This window comes from Xanthomonas sp. CFBP 8445, assembly GCF_025666235.1.
Classification (GTDB): domain Bacteria; phylum Pseudomonadota; class Gammaproteobacteria; order Xanthomonadales; family Xanthomonadaceae; genus Xanthomonas_A; species Xanthomonas_A indica.
The window spans coordinates 2,494,534-2,508,798 of sequence record NZ_CP102594.1 but is presented as its reverse complement, the minus strand read 5'-3'; the positions used below and the strand labels follow the sequence as shown (position 1 = coordinate 2,508,798).

Annotated in this window: 14 protein-coding genes; all 14 read right to left on the bottom strand. The window is 70.0% G+C overall.

Translation table 11 applies throughout. The features are described 5' to 3' along the window. Positions 1-17: 17 nt before the first annotated feature. Entirely contained in the window at positions 18-1,148 is a 1,131-nt protein-coding gene (flhB, locus tag NUG21_RS10715; protein WP_019798439.1) for a flagellar biosynthesis protein FlhB, read from the bottom strand. 102 nt (positions 1,149-1,250) lie between these two features. After that, a complete protein-coding gene (locus NUG21_RS10710) occupies positions 1,251-4,151 on the bottom strand; it encodes a diguanylate cyclase domain-containing protein (RefSeq protein WP_263390839.1) in 2,901 nt (966 codons plus the stop codon). 271 nt (positions 4,152-4,422) lie between these two features. Beyond that, complete coding sequence (gene fliR / locus NUG21_RS10705; RefSeq protein WP_160947162.1) at positions 4,423-5,214, bottom strand: flagellar biosynthetic protein FliR; 792 nt, start codon at positions 5,212-5,214, stop codon at positions 4,423-4,425. A gap of 640 nt (positions 5,215-5,854) precedes the next feature. Continuing rightward, positions 5,855-6,124, bottom strand: a complete 270-nt coding sequence (locus NUG21_RS10700; RefSeq protein WP_010343869.1) for a flagellar biosynthetic protein FliQ — start codon at positions 6,122-6,124, stop codon at positions 5,855-5,857. A gap of 4 nt (positions 6,125-6,128) precedes the next feature. Further along, positions 6,129-6,959 carry a flagellar type III secretion system pore protein FliP gene (gene fliP / locus NUG21_RS10695; RefSeq protein ID WP_160947163.1) on the bottom strand — a complete coding sequence of 277 codons (831 nt, stop codon included), beginning with the start codon at positions 6,957-6,959 and terminating at the stop codon, positions 6,129-6,131. A 2-nt stretch (positions 6,960-6,961) separates the two neighbouring features. Continuing rightward, positions 6,962-7,378, bottom strand: coding sequence for a flagellar biosynthetic protein FliO (gene fliO / locus NUG21_RS10690; protein WP_184502590.1), 417 nt, complete (start codon positions 7,376-7,378; stop codon positions 6,962-6,964). An 8-nt stretch (positions 7,379-7,386) separates the two neighbouring features. Beyond that, positions 7,387-7,662 carry a flagellar motor switch protein FliN gene (gene fliN / locus NUG21_RS10685; RefSeq protein WP_223875781.1) on the bottom strand — a complete coding sequence of 92 codons (276 nt, stop codon included), beginning with the start codon at positions 7,660-7,662 and terminating at the stop codon, positions 7,387-7,389. Positions 7,663-7,721: 59 nt separating this feature from the next. After that, positions 7,722-8,729 carry a flagellar motor switch protein FliM gene (gene fliM, locus NUG21_RS10680; RefSeq protein ID WP_019796142.1) on the bottom strand — a complete coding sequence of 336 codons (1,008 nt, stop codon included), beginning with the start codon at positions 8,727-8,729 and terminating at the stop codon, positions 7,722-7,724. Positions 8,730-8,741: 12 nt separating this feature from the next. After that, a complete protein-coding gene (locus tag NUG21_RS10675; RefSeq protein WP_019796143.1) occupies positions 8,742-9,260 on the bottom strand; it encodes a flagellar basal body-associated FliL family protein in 519 nt (172 codons plus the stop codon). A 251-nt stretch (positions 9,261-9,511) separates the two neighbouring features. After that, positions 9,512-10,816, bottom strand: coding sequence for a flagellar hook-length control protein FliK (locus tag NUG21_RS10670; protein WP_263390838.1), 1,305 nt, complete (start codon positions 10,814-10,816; stop codon positions 9,512-9,514). Then, positions 10,813-11,274: a flagellar export protein FliJ gene (fliJ, locus tag NUG21_RS10665; RefSeq protein WP_160947166.1), complete on the bottom strand. Its 462-nt coding sequence runs from the start codon at positions 11,272-11,274 to the stop codon at positions 10,813-10,815. Before fliJ ends, NUG21_RS10670 begins: the two co-directional genes overlap by 4 nt. A gap of 3 nt (positions 11,275-11,277) precedes the next feature. Next, on the bottom strand, positions 11,278-12,654 hold the full coding sequence (locus tag NUG21_RS10660; RefSeq protein WP_184502432.1) for a FliI/YscN family ATPase: 1,377 nt from the start codon (positions 12,652-12,654) through the stop codon (positions 11,278-11,280). Continuing rightward, positions 12,651-13,274, bottom strand: coding sequence for a FliH/SctL family protein (locus NUG21_RS10655; protein WP_160947168.1), 624 nt, complete (start codon positions 13,272-13,274; stop codon positions 12,651-12,653). Before NUG21_RS10655 ends, NUG21_RS10660 begins: the two co-directional genes overlap by 4 nt. Further along, positions 13,271-14,260: a flagellar motor switch protein FliG gene (gene fliG, locus NUG21_RS10650; protein ID WP_019797080.1), complete on the bottom strand. Its 990-nt coding sequence runs from the start codon at positions 14,258-14,260 to the stop codon at positions 13,271-13,273. Before fliG ends, NUG21_RS10655 begins: the two co-directional genes overlap by 4 nt. Positions 14,261-14,265 lie beyond the last annotated feature (5 nt).

The following is a 14,265-nucleotide window of genomic DNA, read 5'->3' as shown; positions in this document are numbered from 1 at the left end:
CTGCGCGGCGGGCTGACTCATGGCTGGCTCCCCGGGGCGAATTCATCGACTTCCAGCGGCGGCAACGGCGGCATCGGACCGCTGCGCCAGGCGCGCAGCTGGTAGACGTACGAGAGGACCTGCGCTACCGCGGAATACAGTCTCACGGGAATTTCCTTGCCGAGTTCGCCTTCCCTATACAAGGCGCGTGCCAAAGGCGGGGCCGAGATCACGGCCACGCGGTGCTGCTCGCCGACCTCGCGGATGCGGAAGGCGATCTCGTCCACGCCCTTGGCGACCACGGTCGGCGCGCGCATGCGCCCGCTCTCGTACTTCAGCGCCACCGCGTAGTGGGTGGGGTTGACCACCACCACGTCGGCCTTGGGCACCGCTTCCATCATTCGCCGCTGCGACATCTGCATCTGCATCTGGCGGATGCGGCCCTTGACCTCAGGGCTGCCGTCGCTTTCCTTCATTTCCCGGCGCACTTCCTCCCGGGTCATCTTCAATTTGCGGATGTAATTCCACTTCTGATAGGGCGCGTCGATCGCGGCCAGCAGCGCCAGCGCGCCGGCGGTGTACAGCAGCAGCCGCAGGGTGAACCCCAGGCCGTGGCCGATGGCCTGCTCCAGCGGCTGCAGCAGCAGCCCGCGCAGGAAGTCGACGCTGCCCCACAGGCACAGCAACGCCGCGCCGCCGACGAAGCCCATGCGCAGGATCGATTTCAGCAGCTCGGCGATGGTCTCGGCGCCGTACATGCGACTCAGCCCGGCCATCGGGTTGAGCCGGTCGAACTTGGGGATCAGCGCCTGGCCGGAGAAGCGCAGGGTGCCCATCAGCACCGGCGCGGCGAAGCTGGCGGCGAAGCAGATGCCGACCAGCGGCAGCACCACCCAGAGCAGGCTCAGCAGCAGCTCGCCGAAATGGCCGAACATGGCCTCCGGATGTGCGCGCATCGACAGGTCCGGGCGCAGCGCCTGCTTCAGCCAGGCCACCGCACCGGCGGTCATGGAGGTGGACAGGCCCATCAGGGCGAAGACGCCGGCGCTGAACACCGCCGCCGTCGCCAGTTCCCGCGAATGCGGGATGTTGCCCTGTTCGCGGGCTTCGCGCAGGCGTTTGTCTGTTGGTTGTTCTGTGCGCTCTGCGCCTTCTTCGCTCTCGGACATCGGGGGATGCGCTCGGCCAGGATCGACCCTGCGCACTGCAAGGACCGTGCCGGTCCATGGCCGAGCTCGTTGATGCTGCCGCGGCGCGCCTTCAGGCCCCGGCTAGGCCGGCTGCAGTTCCACCCGGTCGCGGCCCAGGCGCTTGGCCTGGTACAGCGCCGCATCGGCGCGCGCCAGCAACTGCTGCAGGGATTCGCCCGGCCGGTACCAGGCCACGCCGATCGAGGCGGTGATGGCCAGTTGCCGCTCGCCGATGCGCAGCGGCTGCCCGGCGATGGTGGCGCGCAGGGCCTGCAGTCGTTCGCCGCAACTCGGCGGCAAGCCGGGGAGCACCGCCAGCAGTTCCTCGCCGCCGTAGCGGCCGACCAGGTCGGCGTCGCGCAGGTTGGCGCCCAGGCGCCGCGCCACCTCGATCAGCACCGCATCGCCGACCAGGTGGCCATGCTCGTCGTTGATCCGCTTGAAATGGTCCAGGTCGATCATCGCCACCGCCAGCGGGGTGTGTTCGGCCTCGCTGCGGCGCATCTGCGCGGCCAGCGCGTCGAGGATGCCGGCGCGGTTGAGCAGGCCGGTGAGGGCGTCGTGCGAGGCCTTCACCGCCAGCGCGGCGCGGGCCATCTCCAGTTCGCGCTTGTCGTGCTCCAGTTCCTCGGTGCGCCGCGCCACCAGGTCGGCCAGCTCGCGCTGGCGCTGGTGCAGGCGGCGTTCGCGCCAATGCAGCAGCGCCACCACCAGGCCGCCGCCGAGCAGCAGGTACAGCGCCAGCATCGGCTGGCTGCGCCACCACACCGGCGCCACCGAGAACGCCACCCGCAGCGGTGCCGAGGCGCTGCGCCGGTAGGCGTCGAGCAACTGGATCTCCAGCACGTAGTGGCCCGGCGCCAACGGCGGTTGCTCGAACTCGAAGTTGGGCGTGTGCAGCCAGCGGGTGTGGGCGCCCTCGAAGCGATAGCGGAAGCTGATGCGGCTGCGTTCGTCGTACAGATCCGGCGAACCGACCGCGATGTGCAAGGGATCTTCGCTCCAGGGCAGGCGCGCGCCCGCGCCGATGGCGATGCCGCCGCGGCTGAAATCCTGCAGCGCCAGCCGCGGCGCCCGCGCCGGGAACAGCCGCGACGGATCCTGCAGGTGGGTGACGCCGCGGCTGCTGCCGAGCCACACCGAGCCGTCGTGGTCCTCCAGGAAGGCCGATTCGGACATGTCGTTCCAGAGCAGGCCCTGCGCCTGGGTCAGCCGCGACCAGGCGCGTCCGTCGTACACGTCCACGCCCTGGTTGTGGCAGATCCAGATCCAGCCGTTGCGGGTGTGGCGCAGGCTGTAGATCTGCAGGTCGCGCAATTGCGCGTCGGCCGGCTGCAGGTGCAGGGTGTCGCCGTCGAGCCGGCCCTGCCAGGCACCCGGACCGTACAGGCTGGCCCAGGCCTGGCCATCGTCCAGTACCAGCAGCTTGCTGAGCACCGCGTGCGCCGGCGCCCCTTCCAGCACCAGGCGCAGCGGGGTCCAGGTCTCGCCGCGCAGGCGGAAGACGCCGGCCATGCCCACCACCAGCACGCTGCCGTCGCGGCGCTGCTGGATGTCCGAGTACTCGCCGTCCGGCAGCGCCTGTACCTTTTGCGGCAACGCATCGGCGTCGGCCTGCGCCAGCAGGTAGATGCCGCGATTGGTGAGGATCCACGCCCGACCGCGTGCGTCCACGAACAGCTGTTTGGCGATGCCGTCCAGCGGCGGGTAGGCGCGCAGCAGCCGGCCCTGCGCGTCGTAGTGGCGCAGCACGCCGACCGACCCGATGCTCCACAGCGTCCCTTCCGCGCCGCGTTGCAGCCCGATCATCTGCGTGCCGTCGTCGCTGGGCCAGCGCTGGAAGCGGCCGTCCGCGCGCAGCCGGTCGACGCCGCCCTCGTTGCCGGCCAGCAACTCGCCTTGTCCGGTGCGCTGGATGCTCCAGGTCGGCGCCCGGCCGATGCCCTGCGACACGTCCCAGTTCTCGATCCAGCCATAGCCGTTCCAGCGCAACACGCCTTCGCCGTCCATGCTCAGCCACAGGTCGCCGGCCTGGTCGAAGCGCATGGCCACGATGTTGCCCTCGGGCAGGCCGTGGCGGCGGTCGAAGCTGCGCCAGTGGTCCTGCTCCCAGCGCGCCAGGCCCTGGTTGGTGCGCATCAGCACGCGGCCCTGCGGGTCGAGCAGGATCGGCGTGCGCCACGTCACCAGGGCGGGGCCGTCCATTCCGGGAGGCGTCTGTTCCTGGAAGCGCGCCGCGCCGGCCGGCAGCCGCATCACCTTGCTGCCGCCGACGACCCACAGGGTGCCGTCGCGGTCGCGGACCGCGTTGCGCCATAACTCGGGCGGCAGGCCCTGGGCCTGGTCGTAGCGGGTCGCGCGGCCATCGGCCTCGACCCGGCACAAGGCCTTGGCGCAGCCCAGCCACAACGTGTCGCCGGCTACGAACAGATCGTGGATATCGGCCAGTTCCGGTTGCCGTGCCAGCGTCGCCGCATCGAACAGGGGCCGCAGCTCCCATCCCGTTCCGTCGGCCTTGCGTACCGCGCGCAGGATCCGGTGGTCGTCGAGCACCACCGTGCCCCAGGCGGGCGTGGCCAGGCGCGGACGATTCAGCTGGCGATGCGACGGCGGGCTGTCGTGCTGCAGCGGGATCCAGCGCGACGGGGTGCCGTCGCCGACGTAGATCGCATCGAAGGTGGCCAGCCACAGGCGTTGCGCGGCATCCTCGGCCGCATCGGAGATGTAGTGGCCGCCGCGGCCCTGCAGCGGCAGCTGCTGGAACTGATCGCCGTTGAAGGCGTACAGGCCGCTTTCGCTGCACACGAGCAGGCTGCCGTCGCGACGCTGCAGCAGGCAGGTACCGGCCAGGCCGAGCAGGCCCTGGTCCTGCGCGTAGTGCCGCAACGGGATCACCTGCGCCTGCGTGGCCCCGCTGCAGGTCAGCGCCGCCAGCAGCAGCCACAGCGGCCAGCGCCGGCATCGGCCCAGGAACGTCCCCATGCGACGCTCAGCCGCCGCTGTGCCGCCGCGGGACACGGCGATGGCAGGCACGAGCGAGCGCTGGCGGGTGGTGGGGCATGGCGTGCGCGGGCGGAGGAGGAAGGGCGGACGGCGGCGATCGGCAGTGTAAGGACAGCCGGCATCGCCGCTGCTCATCCTGGCGTCACACTGCTCGCCTTCTGCCGGTATCGGCCGGGTCCCGGCGCAGCTTGAGTGCCAGGGCGTGTCATCCATTCCCCGGCACGACATGCTCGGGGATGGACGACACGCCCTAGGCGGTGAGCGCGCGCGCCGCGTCGAAGGCGCTGTCGAACAGGCGCTGCACCGGCGGCCCCATCTCGCCGACCAGCAGCGCCAGCAGCGCCAGGCCCAGCACCACCGCCACCGGCAGGCCGAGCTGGATCGGGTTCAGCGACGGCGCCGCCTTGGCCAGCGCACCGAAGGCCAGGTTCACCGCCATCATCGCCACCATCACCGGCAGCGCCAGCGTGACCGCACCGCGCATCATGCTCATGAAGAAGTTCGGCGCCACCGAGGCCATCGCCTGCGCATCGGGCAGCGCGGTGCCGATCGGCAGCGCCTTGTAGCTGTCCACCAGCAGCGAGACCACCGCCAGATGCCCGTTGGCGGTGAAGAACATCAGCCCGAAGGCCAGGTAGAACCACTGGCCGAGCACCCCGGAATTGACCCCGCGCAGCGGATCGGCCATCTGCGCGAAGCCCAGGCCGGTACTCTGCGAGACCAGTTCCCCGGCCATCGCCCCGGCCTCGAAGATCAACCGCAGCATGAAGCCCATGCTGGCCCCCACCGCCAGCTCCCGGGCCACGCTCAGCACCACCGCCGCATTGAACCCATCCCAGTCCGGCACCGGCGGCAGCATTGGCGCCAGCGCGATGGCCAGCGTCCCCGACAGGATCACCCGCACCCGTCCCGGCACCGCCTTGGTTCCCACCAACGGCATCACCGTGAACATCGCCCCGATCCGCAGCATCGTCCACAGCACCGCCCCGATCATCGCGAACGCCCGCGACCCATCGACGACCATTTGCGTGGCGGCATCCATCAGCCCGAGACCCCGGCAGACATCACGAAGGAACGGCTAGCGCCAATCGTCCAACGCGAGCGGCTTGGAGCCAAGGACAGATCGACTAGCCCAAGAACAACAACGGACACCGCACGACGGGCACCCAAGACAACGTCCCCATAGCCGCAGCTATCGCTTTTGCCGTTGCCGTTGAAGTTGTTTTTGCTGTTGTTTTGCTCTTGAGCCACCGGGTCCCCTCCGCAGCGGCGGAGCTGGCAGGCAAAACCCCCCGCAGGGGGGCGGCGCACAGGGATGTGCGCCGTTTTCGGCCGGGGCAGGGCTCGCCGGGAAAAGGCGAAGCACTGCTTCGCCCCGGCGGGCGGGCAGGCGCCGTGAGGCGACTGCCCCGGACTTGGCTGCGAAGCAGACAAGCCCCGTCCGAAAATCCCGCTAGCGGAGCGGACCCGCGCAGCGGGCGCGAAGGCGGGGTGTGCTTGATCAGCCATTCGGCTGCTGTAAAGCGGCTTCTTTTGGTTACTTTTCTTTGCACAAGCAAAGAAAAGTGACTCGCCGCAAGGCGAAAGCTCTTGCTGTTGCTCTCCACATAAAGAAAAGCAGGCAGAGGCATCCACCACAAAGGGAGAAGGAGCAGTCAGGGAGGCAAACGCAGCCATCCCAGCTACCCAATCAAATGCGGAATACGCTGAAACAGCATCGTTGTGTACTCCACCAGATGCGCCAGCAACATACTCCCCGTCGCGAACAACATCGCCGTCAACGCCACCACCTTCGCGATGAACGCAATCGTCGGCTCATTGAGCTGCGTGGCCGCCTGGAACACACCGATCACCACACCCACCGCCAACATCGCCAGCAACAACGGCCCGGCCACCCACAACACCGTGATCAGCCCGCCGCGCAACTCCGTCAACGCCAGTTCCGGACTCATCGCCTCAGACCCCGTTGAAACTGGCGGCCAACGTGCCGACCGTCAGCACCCAGCCATCGACCAGCACGAACAACAGGATCTTGAACGGCGCCGAGATCAGCATCGGCGACATCATCATCATGCCCATCGACATCAGCACGCTGGCCACCACCAGATCGATGATCACGAACGGAATGAAGATCAGAAAGCCGATCTCGAACGCCGTCTTCAGCTCGCTGGTGACGAACGAGGCCACCAGCACCTGGAACGGCACCGCGTCCGGACTGCTGTAGGTGCCGTTGCCGGCCATGCCGGCGAAGGTCATCAGGTCGGTTTCGCGCACCTGCGCCAGCATGAAGGCGCGCAGCGGCTGCGTGGTCAGCGTCCACGCCGTCTGGAAATCGATCTGGCCGTTGAGATACGGGCTCATGCCCTGGCCCCAGGCCTTTTCCCACACCGGCATCATCACCAGCGCGGTCAGGAACAGCGCCAGGCCCATCAGCACCTGGTTGGACGGGGTCTGGCCGGTCCCCAGTGCCTGCCGCAGCAGGCCCAGCACGATGGTGATGCGGGTGAAGGCGGTCAGCACCAGCAGCATCGACGGCAGCAGGGTGATCGCCGTCATCAGCAGCAGGGTCTGCAACGGCAGGCTCACCGGCTGCGCGCCGATCTTGCCGACGTTGACCTCGGGCAGCGAGGGCAGGGTGGGCGCGGCGTTCTGCGGGTTCTGCGCGGTCGGGGTGGCGGCCGGCGCCGTGTTGGCCTGCGCCCAGGCGAAGGCGGGCAGCAGGCTCAGCGTCAGCAGGATCAGCAGCAGGCGCAGGCGGCGGGCGTTGCGGTTCCAGAAAAACGGCATGGTCATTTGTCCTTGCGCAGCTTCTGCGCCAGAAGCTGGGCGAAATCGGGAAGCTGCTTGAACTGCTTGATCGAGGGCAGGGTCGGCGCGGGCGCCTGCGGCAGCGGCTCGGGCAACTGATGCAAGGTGCGTACCCCGCCGGGCGAGACCCCCAGCAGCAGCTGTTCGCCGTTGACCTCGACCACCACCACCCGCTCCTTGGCGCCGACCGCCAGGCTGGCGACCACGCGCAGGCCCTGGGCCGGGCGGAAGCCGCTGCCGGGCAAGCGCTTGAGCACCCAGGCCATGGCCAGGATCAGCCCCAGCACCAGCAACAGCGCGAACACCGCGCCGAGCAGGCTGGGCGCCGACGGCGCCGCGTTGCCGACGCTCGCGCCGTGCTTGGCGGTCTGCGTTGCGGTCTGCGCGGCGACGGCCAGCAGCAGGTTCACCGCAGTCTCCGGATGCGCTCGCTGGGGCTGACCACGTCGGTCAGGCGCACGCCGAAGCGGTCGTTGATGGTCACCACCTCGCCATGCGCGATCAGGGTGCCGTTGACGTACACGTCCAGCGGCTCGCCGGCACCGCGCTCCAGTTCCACCACCGAGCCCTGGTTCAGCTGCAGCAGGTTGCGGATCGGGATGCGGCTGCGGCCCACCTCCAGCGACAGCGTCACCGGCACGTCCAGGATCACGTCCAGGTTCAGGTCGTTGGACTCGGCCATGGCGTCCGGCTGCAGGCTGTCGAACTGGGCCGGCGCCGGCTGGGTGGGATCGGTCTGGGTCATGGCAGGTCTTCCTGGAGAGCGGGGCGGCGGCGCAGCGCGCCGGGGGGATGGGTGGCGGTGATCTTCACCGCGTTCTGGCCGTGCGAAATGCCGAACTCGCCGGTGAACACCGGGATGTTCTCCACGCACAGCGGCACCTGCTTGGGCAGGTCGATCGGCAGCACGTCGCCGATCTTCAGCCGGGTCAGCTCGCGCAGGCTCATCTGCTTCTGCGCCAGCACGCTGGAAATGGTGACCTCCGAGCCGAACAGCTGCTCGCGCAGCATGATGTTCCAGCTCTCGTCGCGGTCCACGCGGTCGCTCTGGATGCCGGCGTCGAGCAGTTCGCGGATCGGCTCCAGCATCGAATACGGCAGGGTCACGTGGATCTCGCCGCCGCCGCCTTCCAACTCCACGTGGAAGCGGCTGACCACCACGTACTCGCGTGGGGTGACGATGTTGGCGAAGTGCGGGTTGACCTCGGAATTGAGGTACTCGAACTCCACTTCCATCACCGGCGCCCAGGCTTCGGCCAGGTCGGCGAAGGTCTGCTTGAGCATCAGCTGGATGACCCGCATCTCGGTCGGGGTGAACTCGCGGCCCTCGATGCGGGTGGGATAGCGGCCGTCGCCACCGAAGAAGTTGTCGACCACGGTGAACACCAGGGTCGGCTCGAACACGATCAGGCCGGTGCCGCGCAGCGGCTTGAACTTGATCAGGTTCAGGTTGCTCGGCACGTACAGCGAGTGCATGTAATCGTTGAACTTGATCAGGTCGATGCCGCGCACCGACAGGTCGGCCGAGCGCCGGATCAGGTTGAACAGGCCGATCCGCCACAGGCGCGCGAAGCGCTCGTTGACCATCTCCAGGGTCGGCATGCGCCCACGGATGATCCGGTCCTGGCTGGAGAAGTCGTAGTTGCGCGCTTCGCCCGGCTCGGCCGGCGCCGGCTCGGTGTCCACCACGCCGGCGTCGACGCCATGCAATAGCGCATCGATCTCGTCTTGGGAGAGCAGGTCGGTCATCGCGGCAGCGCCTTACTGGGTGACGAAGCTGGTGAACAGCAGTTCTTCCACGCACTTCTTGCCGGTCTCCGCGGTCATCAGCTTCTGCGCGGTGGCCAGCGCCTCGGCCTGCAGCTTCTTGCGCCCGTCGATGTTGGCGATGTCGGTCGCCTGCACCTGCGAGAACAGCATCAGCAGATTGGCGCGGATCGCCGGGGCGTTCTCGGTGATCAGCTTCAGCTCTTCCGGGTCGCGGGTCATCAGCTGCACTTCCAGCTGCAGGTAGTGCGGGCCGTCTTCGGCGCCACCATTGAGGTTGACCACGAACGCCGGGTCCATCGCGAAGTACTGCGCCGGCTTGGGGATCTCGGCGGTCTTCTCCTCGGCCTTGGCGTGGCCGCCGCCTTCGGGCTTCTTCAGGAAGAAGAACGCGCCGGCGCCGCCGCCGCCCAGGACCAGCACGGCCGCGACGACGATGATCAGCATCTTCTTCGACTTGCCGCCTTCCGGGGCGTCCTTGGCGTCTTTCTTGGATTTGTCGGCGGCTGACACAGTACGGGCTCCTGAGGGGGGGTCTGCCCCTGAGGATGCAATCGCCGTGCCGAAACCGGGCGCTTGGCGCGCCGGGTGTTTGACGGTGCCGCCGCGCGTGCTGCGGGCGATGGCCGAGACCGTTGCGGGAGAAGGGATCGGGGCAGGGACGGTGTCAGCCCCGACGCGTTTCGCAAGCGGCGCGTCGGGGCTGGAAGCGGTTCCCAAGGGCGGACATCATGCCGTCCGGGGGGGCGGCAGCGCCGTCAGGATCAGGCGTAGGCGTCGAGCAGGCCGCGCTGGCGCAGCACCATCGCCGGAATCCCGACGCTGCCGGAGAGGTCGTCGGCGAGCTCGCCGCCGCTGCGGCTGCCGCCCTGCGGCGTGCCCTGCGCATTGGCCTGCTGCTGCTGCGGCTGCTGCTGGCCGACGTCGGCCTGGCCGAGCTGGAAGCCGTGCTGGCCGAGCATGTCGCGCAGGCGCGGCAAGCTGTTCTCCAGGGCCTGGCGCACATCGGCCTGGTTGCTGCTGAAGCTGGCGTTGACCTGGTCGCCGGTCATGTGCAGGCGCACCTCGACCGGGCCGAGCTCGGCCGGATTGAGCTTGATGTGGGCGTGGCCGATCTTCTGGTCGGCCAGCCAGCTGATGCGCGCGCCCAGTTCCTCGTCGAACTGGTTGCCGTGCAGGTTCGGCGTCGGCGTCGGCGAGCCGCTGAACGGCTGCGGATCGGCCAGCCGCGTCGCGGCGTGCAGCGGGGTCGCCGCCGCGGTCGGCGCGATCGCGCTGGGATCGGCGGCGGGTGCGGCATCACCGCCGTCGCCGCTCTTGCCGCCGGCCGCCGCGGCGATGGCGGCCAGTGCGGCCAGCGGAGCCGCGGTCTCGGCGCCGCCGGCCTTGTCGCCCGCGCCGGCCTGCGCCAGCAGCATCGCGCCGAAGCCGCCGGCGGCGGACGCCGGGGCGGTCCCGGCGGTGCCGGCCGTGGCCGCGTTCGGATCGGTGGCGCCGGCGGCGGTCTGCGGCAGGGCATCGCTGCCGCCGAGCAGGGCGGCCGCGCCGCTGGCCACGGCACCGGCAACGCCGACGGCCAGCCCGGCCGCCGCGCCCAGCGGGGTCGCCGTGGCCGCCGGCAGCACCGCCGCGCCGATCGCGGGCAACAGGCCCAGGCCGATCCCGGCCAGCCCGGCCGGCGGCCAGGCGCTCTCGTCGGGCTTGGCGTCGTCGCGCTTGTCCTCGGTCTTGCCCTTGTCCTTGCCCGAGGCCTTGGTCTCGGTGCTGCTCTTCTCGGTGTCCTGGGCGACCTTGTCGCCGGCCTGCGCGGTGCGCGCGGGGTCGCTGGCGGCGTCGTCGGCGGCAGCCGGACGCTTGTCCGCCTGGTCCTTGTCCGCGCCCTGCGCCGGCTTGGCCGTCTCGCGGGCCGCCGGCTTGGGGGCGGTAGTGCGCGCCGAGCCGCCGCCGCCGAGCAGCTTGGCGAAGTCCTTGTCCCTGCCGCCGGTGCGGTCCGCACCCTGGCTGTCGTTGCCGCCGCCGATCTGGCTGGCGCGGCCGCTGCCGCCCAGCGCGGAAAGCGCGTTGTTCATCGTCCGTCTCCGTTCTCGTGTTCGTCGGCGGTGGCGGCCAGGCGCGCGCGGCGCGCGCCGAGGTCGTCCATCTCGCGCTGGCTGCGGCGGTCGTCGACCTTGCGTTCCTGCGCGCGGTAGCTGGCCGCCAGCTGTTCCAGCACCTGCTTGTCGCGGCTGGCCAGCAGCAGCCGGCTGCGCTCCATCTCCACCTTCTCGCGGTTGCGGTCCACGGTCTGGCATTGCTGCTGCACCGCGCTCTCCAGCCGGTCCAGGAAGGCGCGGCGGTTGGCCAGCTGCGCCAGGCTGGTCGCGGCCATCTGGCTGTTGGCGTACTCCTCGGCGTAACGGCGCAATTCCTCCAGCCGCGACTCGTGGGTGGCCAGGGCGCGCTGGCGCTCGGCGAGATCGCGGGCGACCTCGTCTTCGTGCTGCTGGGCGCGGCGGAGCAGGGGATCGAGACGTTGCGATTGCATCATGGCTTAGTTCTCGCGGTCGACCAGCCGCTTCAGGGCGGCCTGGCTGTGGGGCAGATCTGCGGCTTTGGCGACGTCCTGTCCGAGGAATTCCATGATCTCCGGCCAGCGCTCCAGCGCTTCGTCCACGGCCGGATCGTTGCCGCGCTGGTAGGCGCCGATGGTGATCAGGTCGCGGTTGGCCGAGTACGCGGCCACCAGCCGCTTCAGCGAACGGATGCGCAGGCGCCACGGCTCGTCGGCGATGTCCTGGACCACGCGGCTGACCGAGGACTCGACGTCGATCGCCGGGTACAGGCCGCTGTCGGCGACGCGCCGCGACAGCAGGATGTGGCCGTCGAGGATGGCGCGGGCGGCATCGGCGATCGGGTCCTGCGGGTCGTCGCCTTCGGTGAGCACGGTGTAGAAGGCGGTGATCGAGCCGCGGCCCTTGGCGCCGTTGCCGGCGCGTTCGACCAGCGCCGGCAGCTTGGCGAACACCGACGGCGGATAGCCGCGGGTGGTCGGCGGCTCGCCCACCGACAGGCCGATCTCGCGCTGGGCCTGCGCGAAGCGGGTCAGCGAGTCCATCAGCAGCAGCACGTTCAGGCCCTGGTCGCGGAACCACTCGGCGATGGCGGTGGCACGGTAGGCGCCGTGCAGGCGCGCCAGCGGCGGGCGGTCGGCCGGGGCGGCGACGACCACGGCGCGGCGCAGGCCTTCCTCGCCCAGGGTGGTCTCGACGAAATCGCGCACTTCGCGGCCGCGTTCGCCGATCAGCCCGACCACGATCACATCGGCGGCGGTGTAGCGGGTCATCATGCCCAGCAGGGTCGACTTGCCGACGCCGGAGCCGGCGAACAGGCCCACGCGCTGGCCGCGGCCGATCGGCAGCAGCGCGTTGATCGCGCGCACGCCCACGTCCAGCGGGGTGGTGATCGGTTCGCGCGCCAGCGGGTTGATCGACACGCCGGCCATGCCCACCGAGCCTTCGGCACGGATCGGGCCCTTGCCGTCCAGCGGCACGCCGTCCGAATCGATGACCCGGCCGAGCAGGCCTTCGCCCACTTCCACGCCGCCGCGGCGGTGCAGCGGCACCACCCGTGCGTTGGGCAGCAGGCCGTGGGTTTCGGCGCTGGGCATCAGCGAGGTGCGGTCGCCGGAGAAGCCGACCACTTCGGCATCGACCCAGCCGCCATCGACCTCGACCTTGCAGGTGGCGCCCATCGGCGCCTCGCAGCCGACCGCTTCCAGGGTCAGGCCGACTGCGCGGCGCAGGATGCCTTCGCGGATCAGCCCGCGGCCGGCGGCCGCGTCCAGGTCGAGCCGGCCCAGGCGGCCGGCCAGGCGCAGGTTGCGCGCATCCAGCCAGTCGCCGGGATGGGTGCCGGACAGGGCGCTCACAGGCCGGCTCCGGACTTGCGCATCACCGTTTCCAGGGCCGCGCGCAGGCGCGCCTCGAGGGTGCCGTCGATGCGCACCGATTCGGCGTGCACGCGCAGGTCGCCGCGGCTCAGGCTGAGGTCCGGCACCAGCCGGATGCCCTGGTCCATCATCGTCAGCAGCGGGGTCAGCGCGGCGATGTCGTCCGGGTGCAGGCGCACCTCGACGTCGCGGCGGGCGCCGCCGACCGCGTCCAGCGCCTCGGCGACCAGCTCCGACAGCAGCACCGGGTCGGCCTGGTAGGCGCGGCCGACCAGGCTGCCGGCGATGCGCACGGCCAGTTCGCCGAGCGCGCCGACCACTTCGTTCTCCAGCCGCGCCAGCGGCCGCGAGAAGTTGTCCAGGATGCCTTCGATCTGCGCGGTCAGGCGGCGGATCTCGGCCTGGCCCTGGGCCAGGCCCTCGGCGTGGCCGCGCTCGAAGCCTTCGTGCTGGGCCGCGGCCTCGATCGCCTGGATCTCCTCCAGGCTCGGCGGACGCAGCACCGGCTCGTCCGGCAGGGCCTCCTCGTACGGCTGCGCCGCCGGCGGGGGCGGGGCATCGAGTTCCGGCGCCAGCCAGCGCACCACGTTGCCGTTCATACCATGGCCTCCGCACCGCTGCCGCCCAGGGCGATCACGCCTTCATCGGCCAGGCGCCGCACGATCGCCAGGATTTCCTTCTGCGCGGCTTCCACGTCGGACAGGCGCACCGGACCGCGCGCTTCCATGTCTTCGAGCAGGATCTCGGCGGCGCGCTGGGACATGTTCTTGGTGATCTTGTCGCGCACCTTGATGTCGGCGCCGCGCAGGGCCAGGCCGAGGCGGTCGCCGCTGACTTCGCGCAGCATGGTCTGCAGGGCGCGGTCGTCCAGCTCCACCAGGTTGTCGAACACGAACATCAGGTCCTGGATGCGGCTGCCCAGGTCGGCGTCGATCTTGCTGATCGCCGAGAGCACGCCCTGGTCGGCACCGCCGTCCAGGAAGTTGAGGATATTGGCCGCGACCTTGACCCCGCCGACGTTGGACGACTTCAGGTTCTGGTTGCCGGAGAACTGCCGCTCCATGATCTCGTTGAGCTCGTTGAGCGCGTGCGGTGGGATGCCGTCGAGAGTGGCGATGCGCATCAGCACGTCGGCGCGGGTGCGCTCGGGCAGCAGCTTCAGCGCCTCGGCGGCCTGGTCGCTGTCCAGGTGCGCCATCACGATGGCGATGATCTGCGGATGCTCGTTGCGCACCAGGTCGGCGATGGAGCGCGGGTCCATCCACTTCAGGGTGTCCAGGCCGGTGGTGTTGCGGCCGAGCAGGATGCGGTCGATCAGGCTGCCGGCCTTGTCGGCGCCCAGCGCCTGCACCAGCACGTTGCGGATGTAGTCGTCGGCGCCCACGCCCAGCGAGGTCTTGCTGCCCAGCTCGGCGTTGAACTCCTCCATGACCTTCTCGACCTGGTCGCGCGAGATGCCGCTCAGCGTCGCCATGGCGATGCCGATCTTCTGCACCTCCTTGGGGTCCATGTGCTTGAGCACCTCGGCCGCGTCGGCCTCGCCGAGCGACAGCAGCAGCACGGCGGCACGCTGGGTGCCATTCATTGCGT

What these genes read in the sequence shown, in the direction of transcription:
- flhB (WP_019798439.1), bottom strand. Translation starts at nt 1,148, where the DNA reads ATGTCCGAGAGCGAAGAAGGCGCAGAGCGCACAGAACAACCAACAGAC.
- NUG21_RS10710 (WP_263390839.1), bottom strand. Translation starts at nt 4,151, where the DNA reads ATGGGGACGTTCCTGGGCCGATGCCGGCGCTGGCCGCTGTGGCTGCTG.
- fliR (WP_160947162.1), bottom strand. Translation starts at nt 5,214, where the DNA reads ATGGATGCCGCCACGCAAATGGTCGTCGATGGGTCGCGGGCGTTCGCG.
- NUG21_RS10700 (WP_010343869.1), bottom strand. Translation starts at nt 6,124, where the DNA reads ATGAGTCCGGAACTGGCGTTGACGGAGTTGCGCGGCGGGCTGATCACG.
- fliP (WP_160947163.1), bottom strand. Translation starts at nt 6,959, where the DNA reads ATGCCGTTTTTCTGGAACCGCAACGCCCGCCGCCTGCGCCTGCTGCTG.
- fliN (WP_223875781.1), bottom strand. Translation starts at nt 7,662, where the DNA reads ATGGCCGAGTCCAACGACCTGAACCTGGACGTGATCCTGGACGTGCCG.
- fliM (WP_019796142.1), bottom strand. Translation starts at nt 8,729, where the DNA reads ATGACCGACCTGCTCTCCCAAGACGAGATCGATGCGCTATTGCATGGC.
- NUG21_RS10670 (WP_263390838.1), bottom strand. Translation starts at nt 10,816, where the DNA reads ATGAACAACGCGCTTTCCGCGCTGGGCGGCAGCGGCCGCGCCAGCCAG.
- fliJ (WP_160947166.1), bottom strand. Translation starts at nt 11,274, where the DNA reads ATGATGCAATCGCAACGTCTCGATCCCCTGCTCCGCCGCGCCCAGCAG.
- NUG21_RS10655 (WP_160947168.1), bottom strand. Translation starts at nt 13,274, where the DNA reads ATGAACGGCAACGTGGTGCGCTGGCTGGCGCCGGAACTCGATGCCCCG.
- fliG (WP_019797080.1), bottom strand. Translation starts at nt 14,260, where the DNA reads ATGAATGGCACCCAGCGTGCCGCCGTGCTGCTGCTGTCGCTCGGCGAG.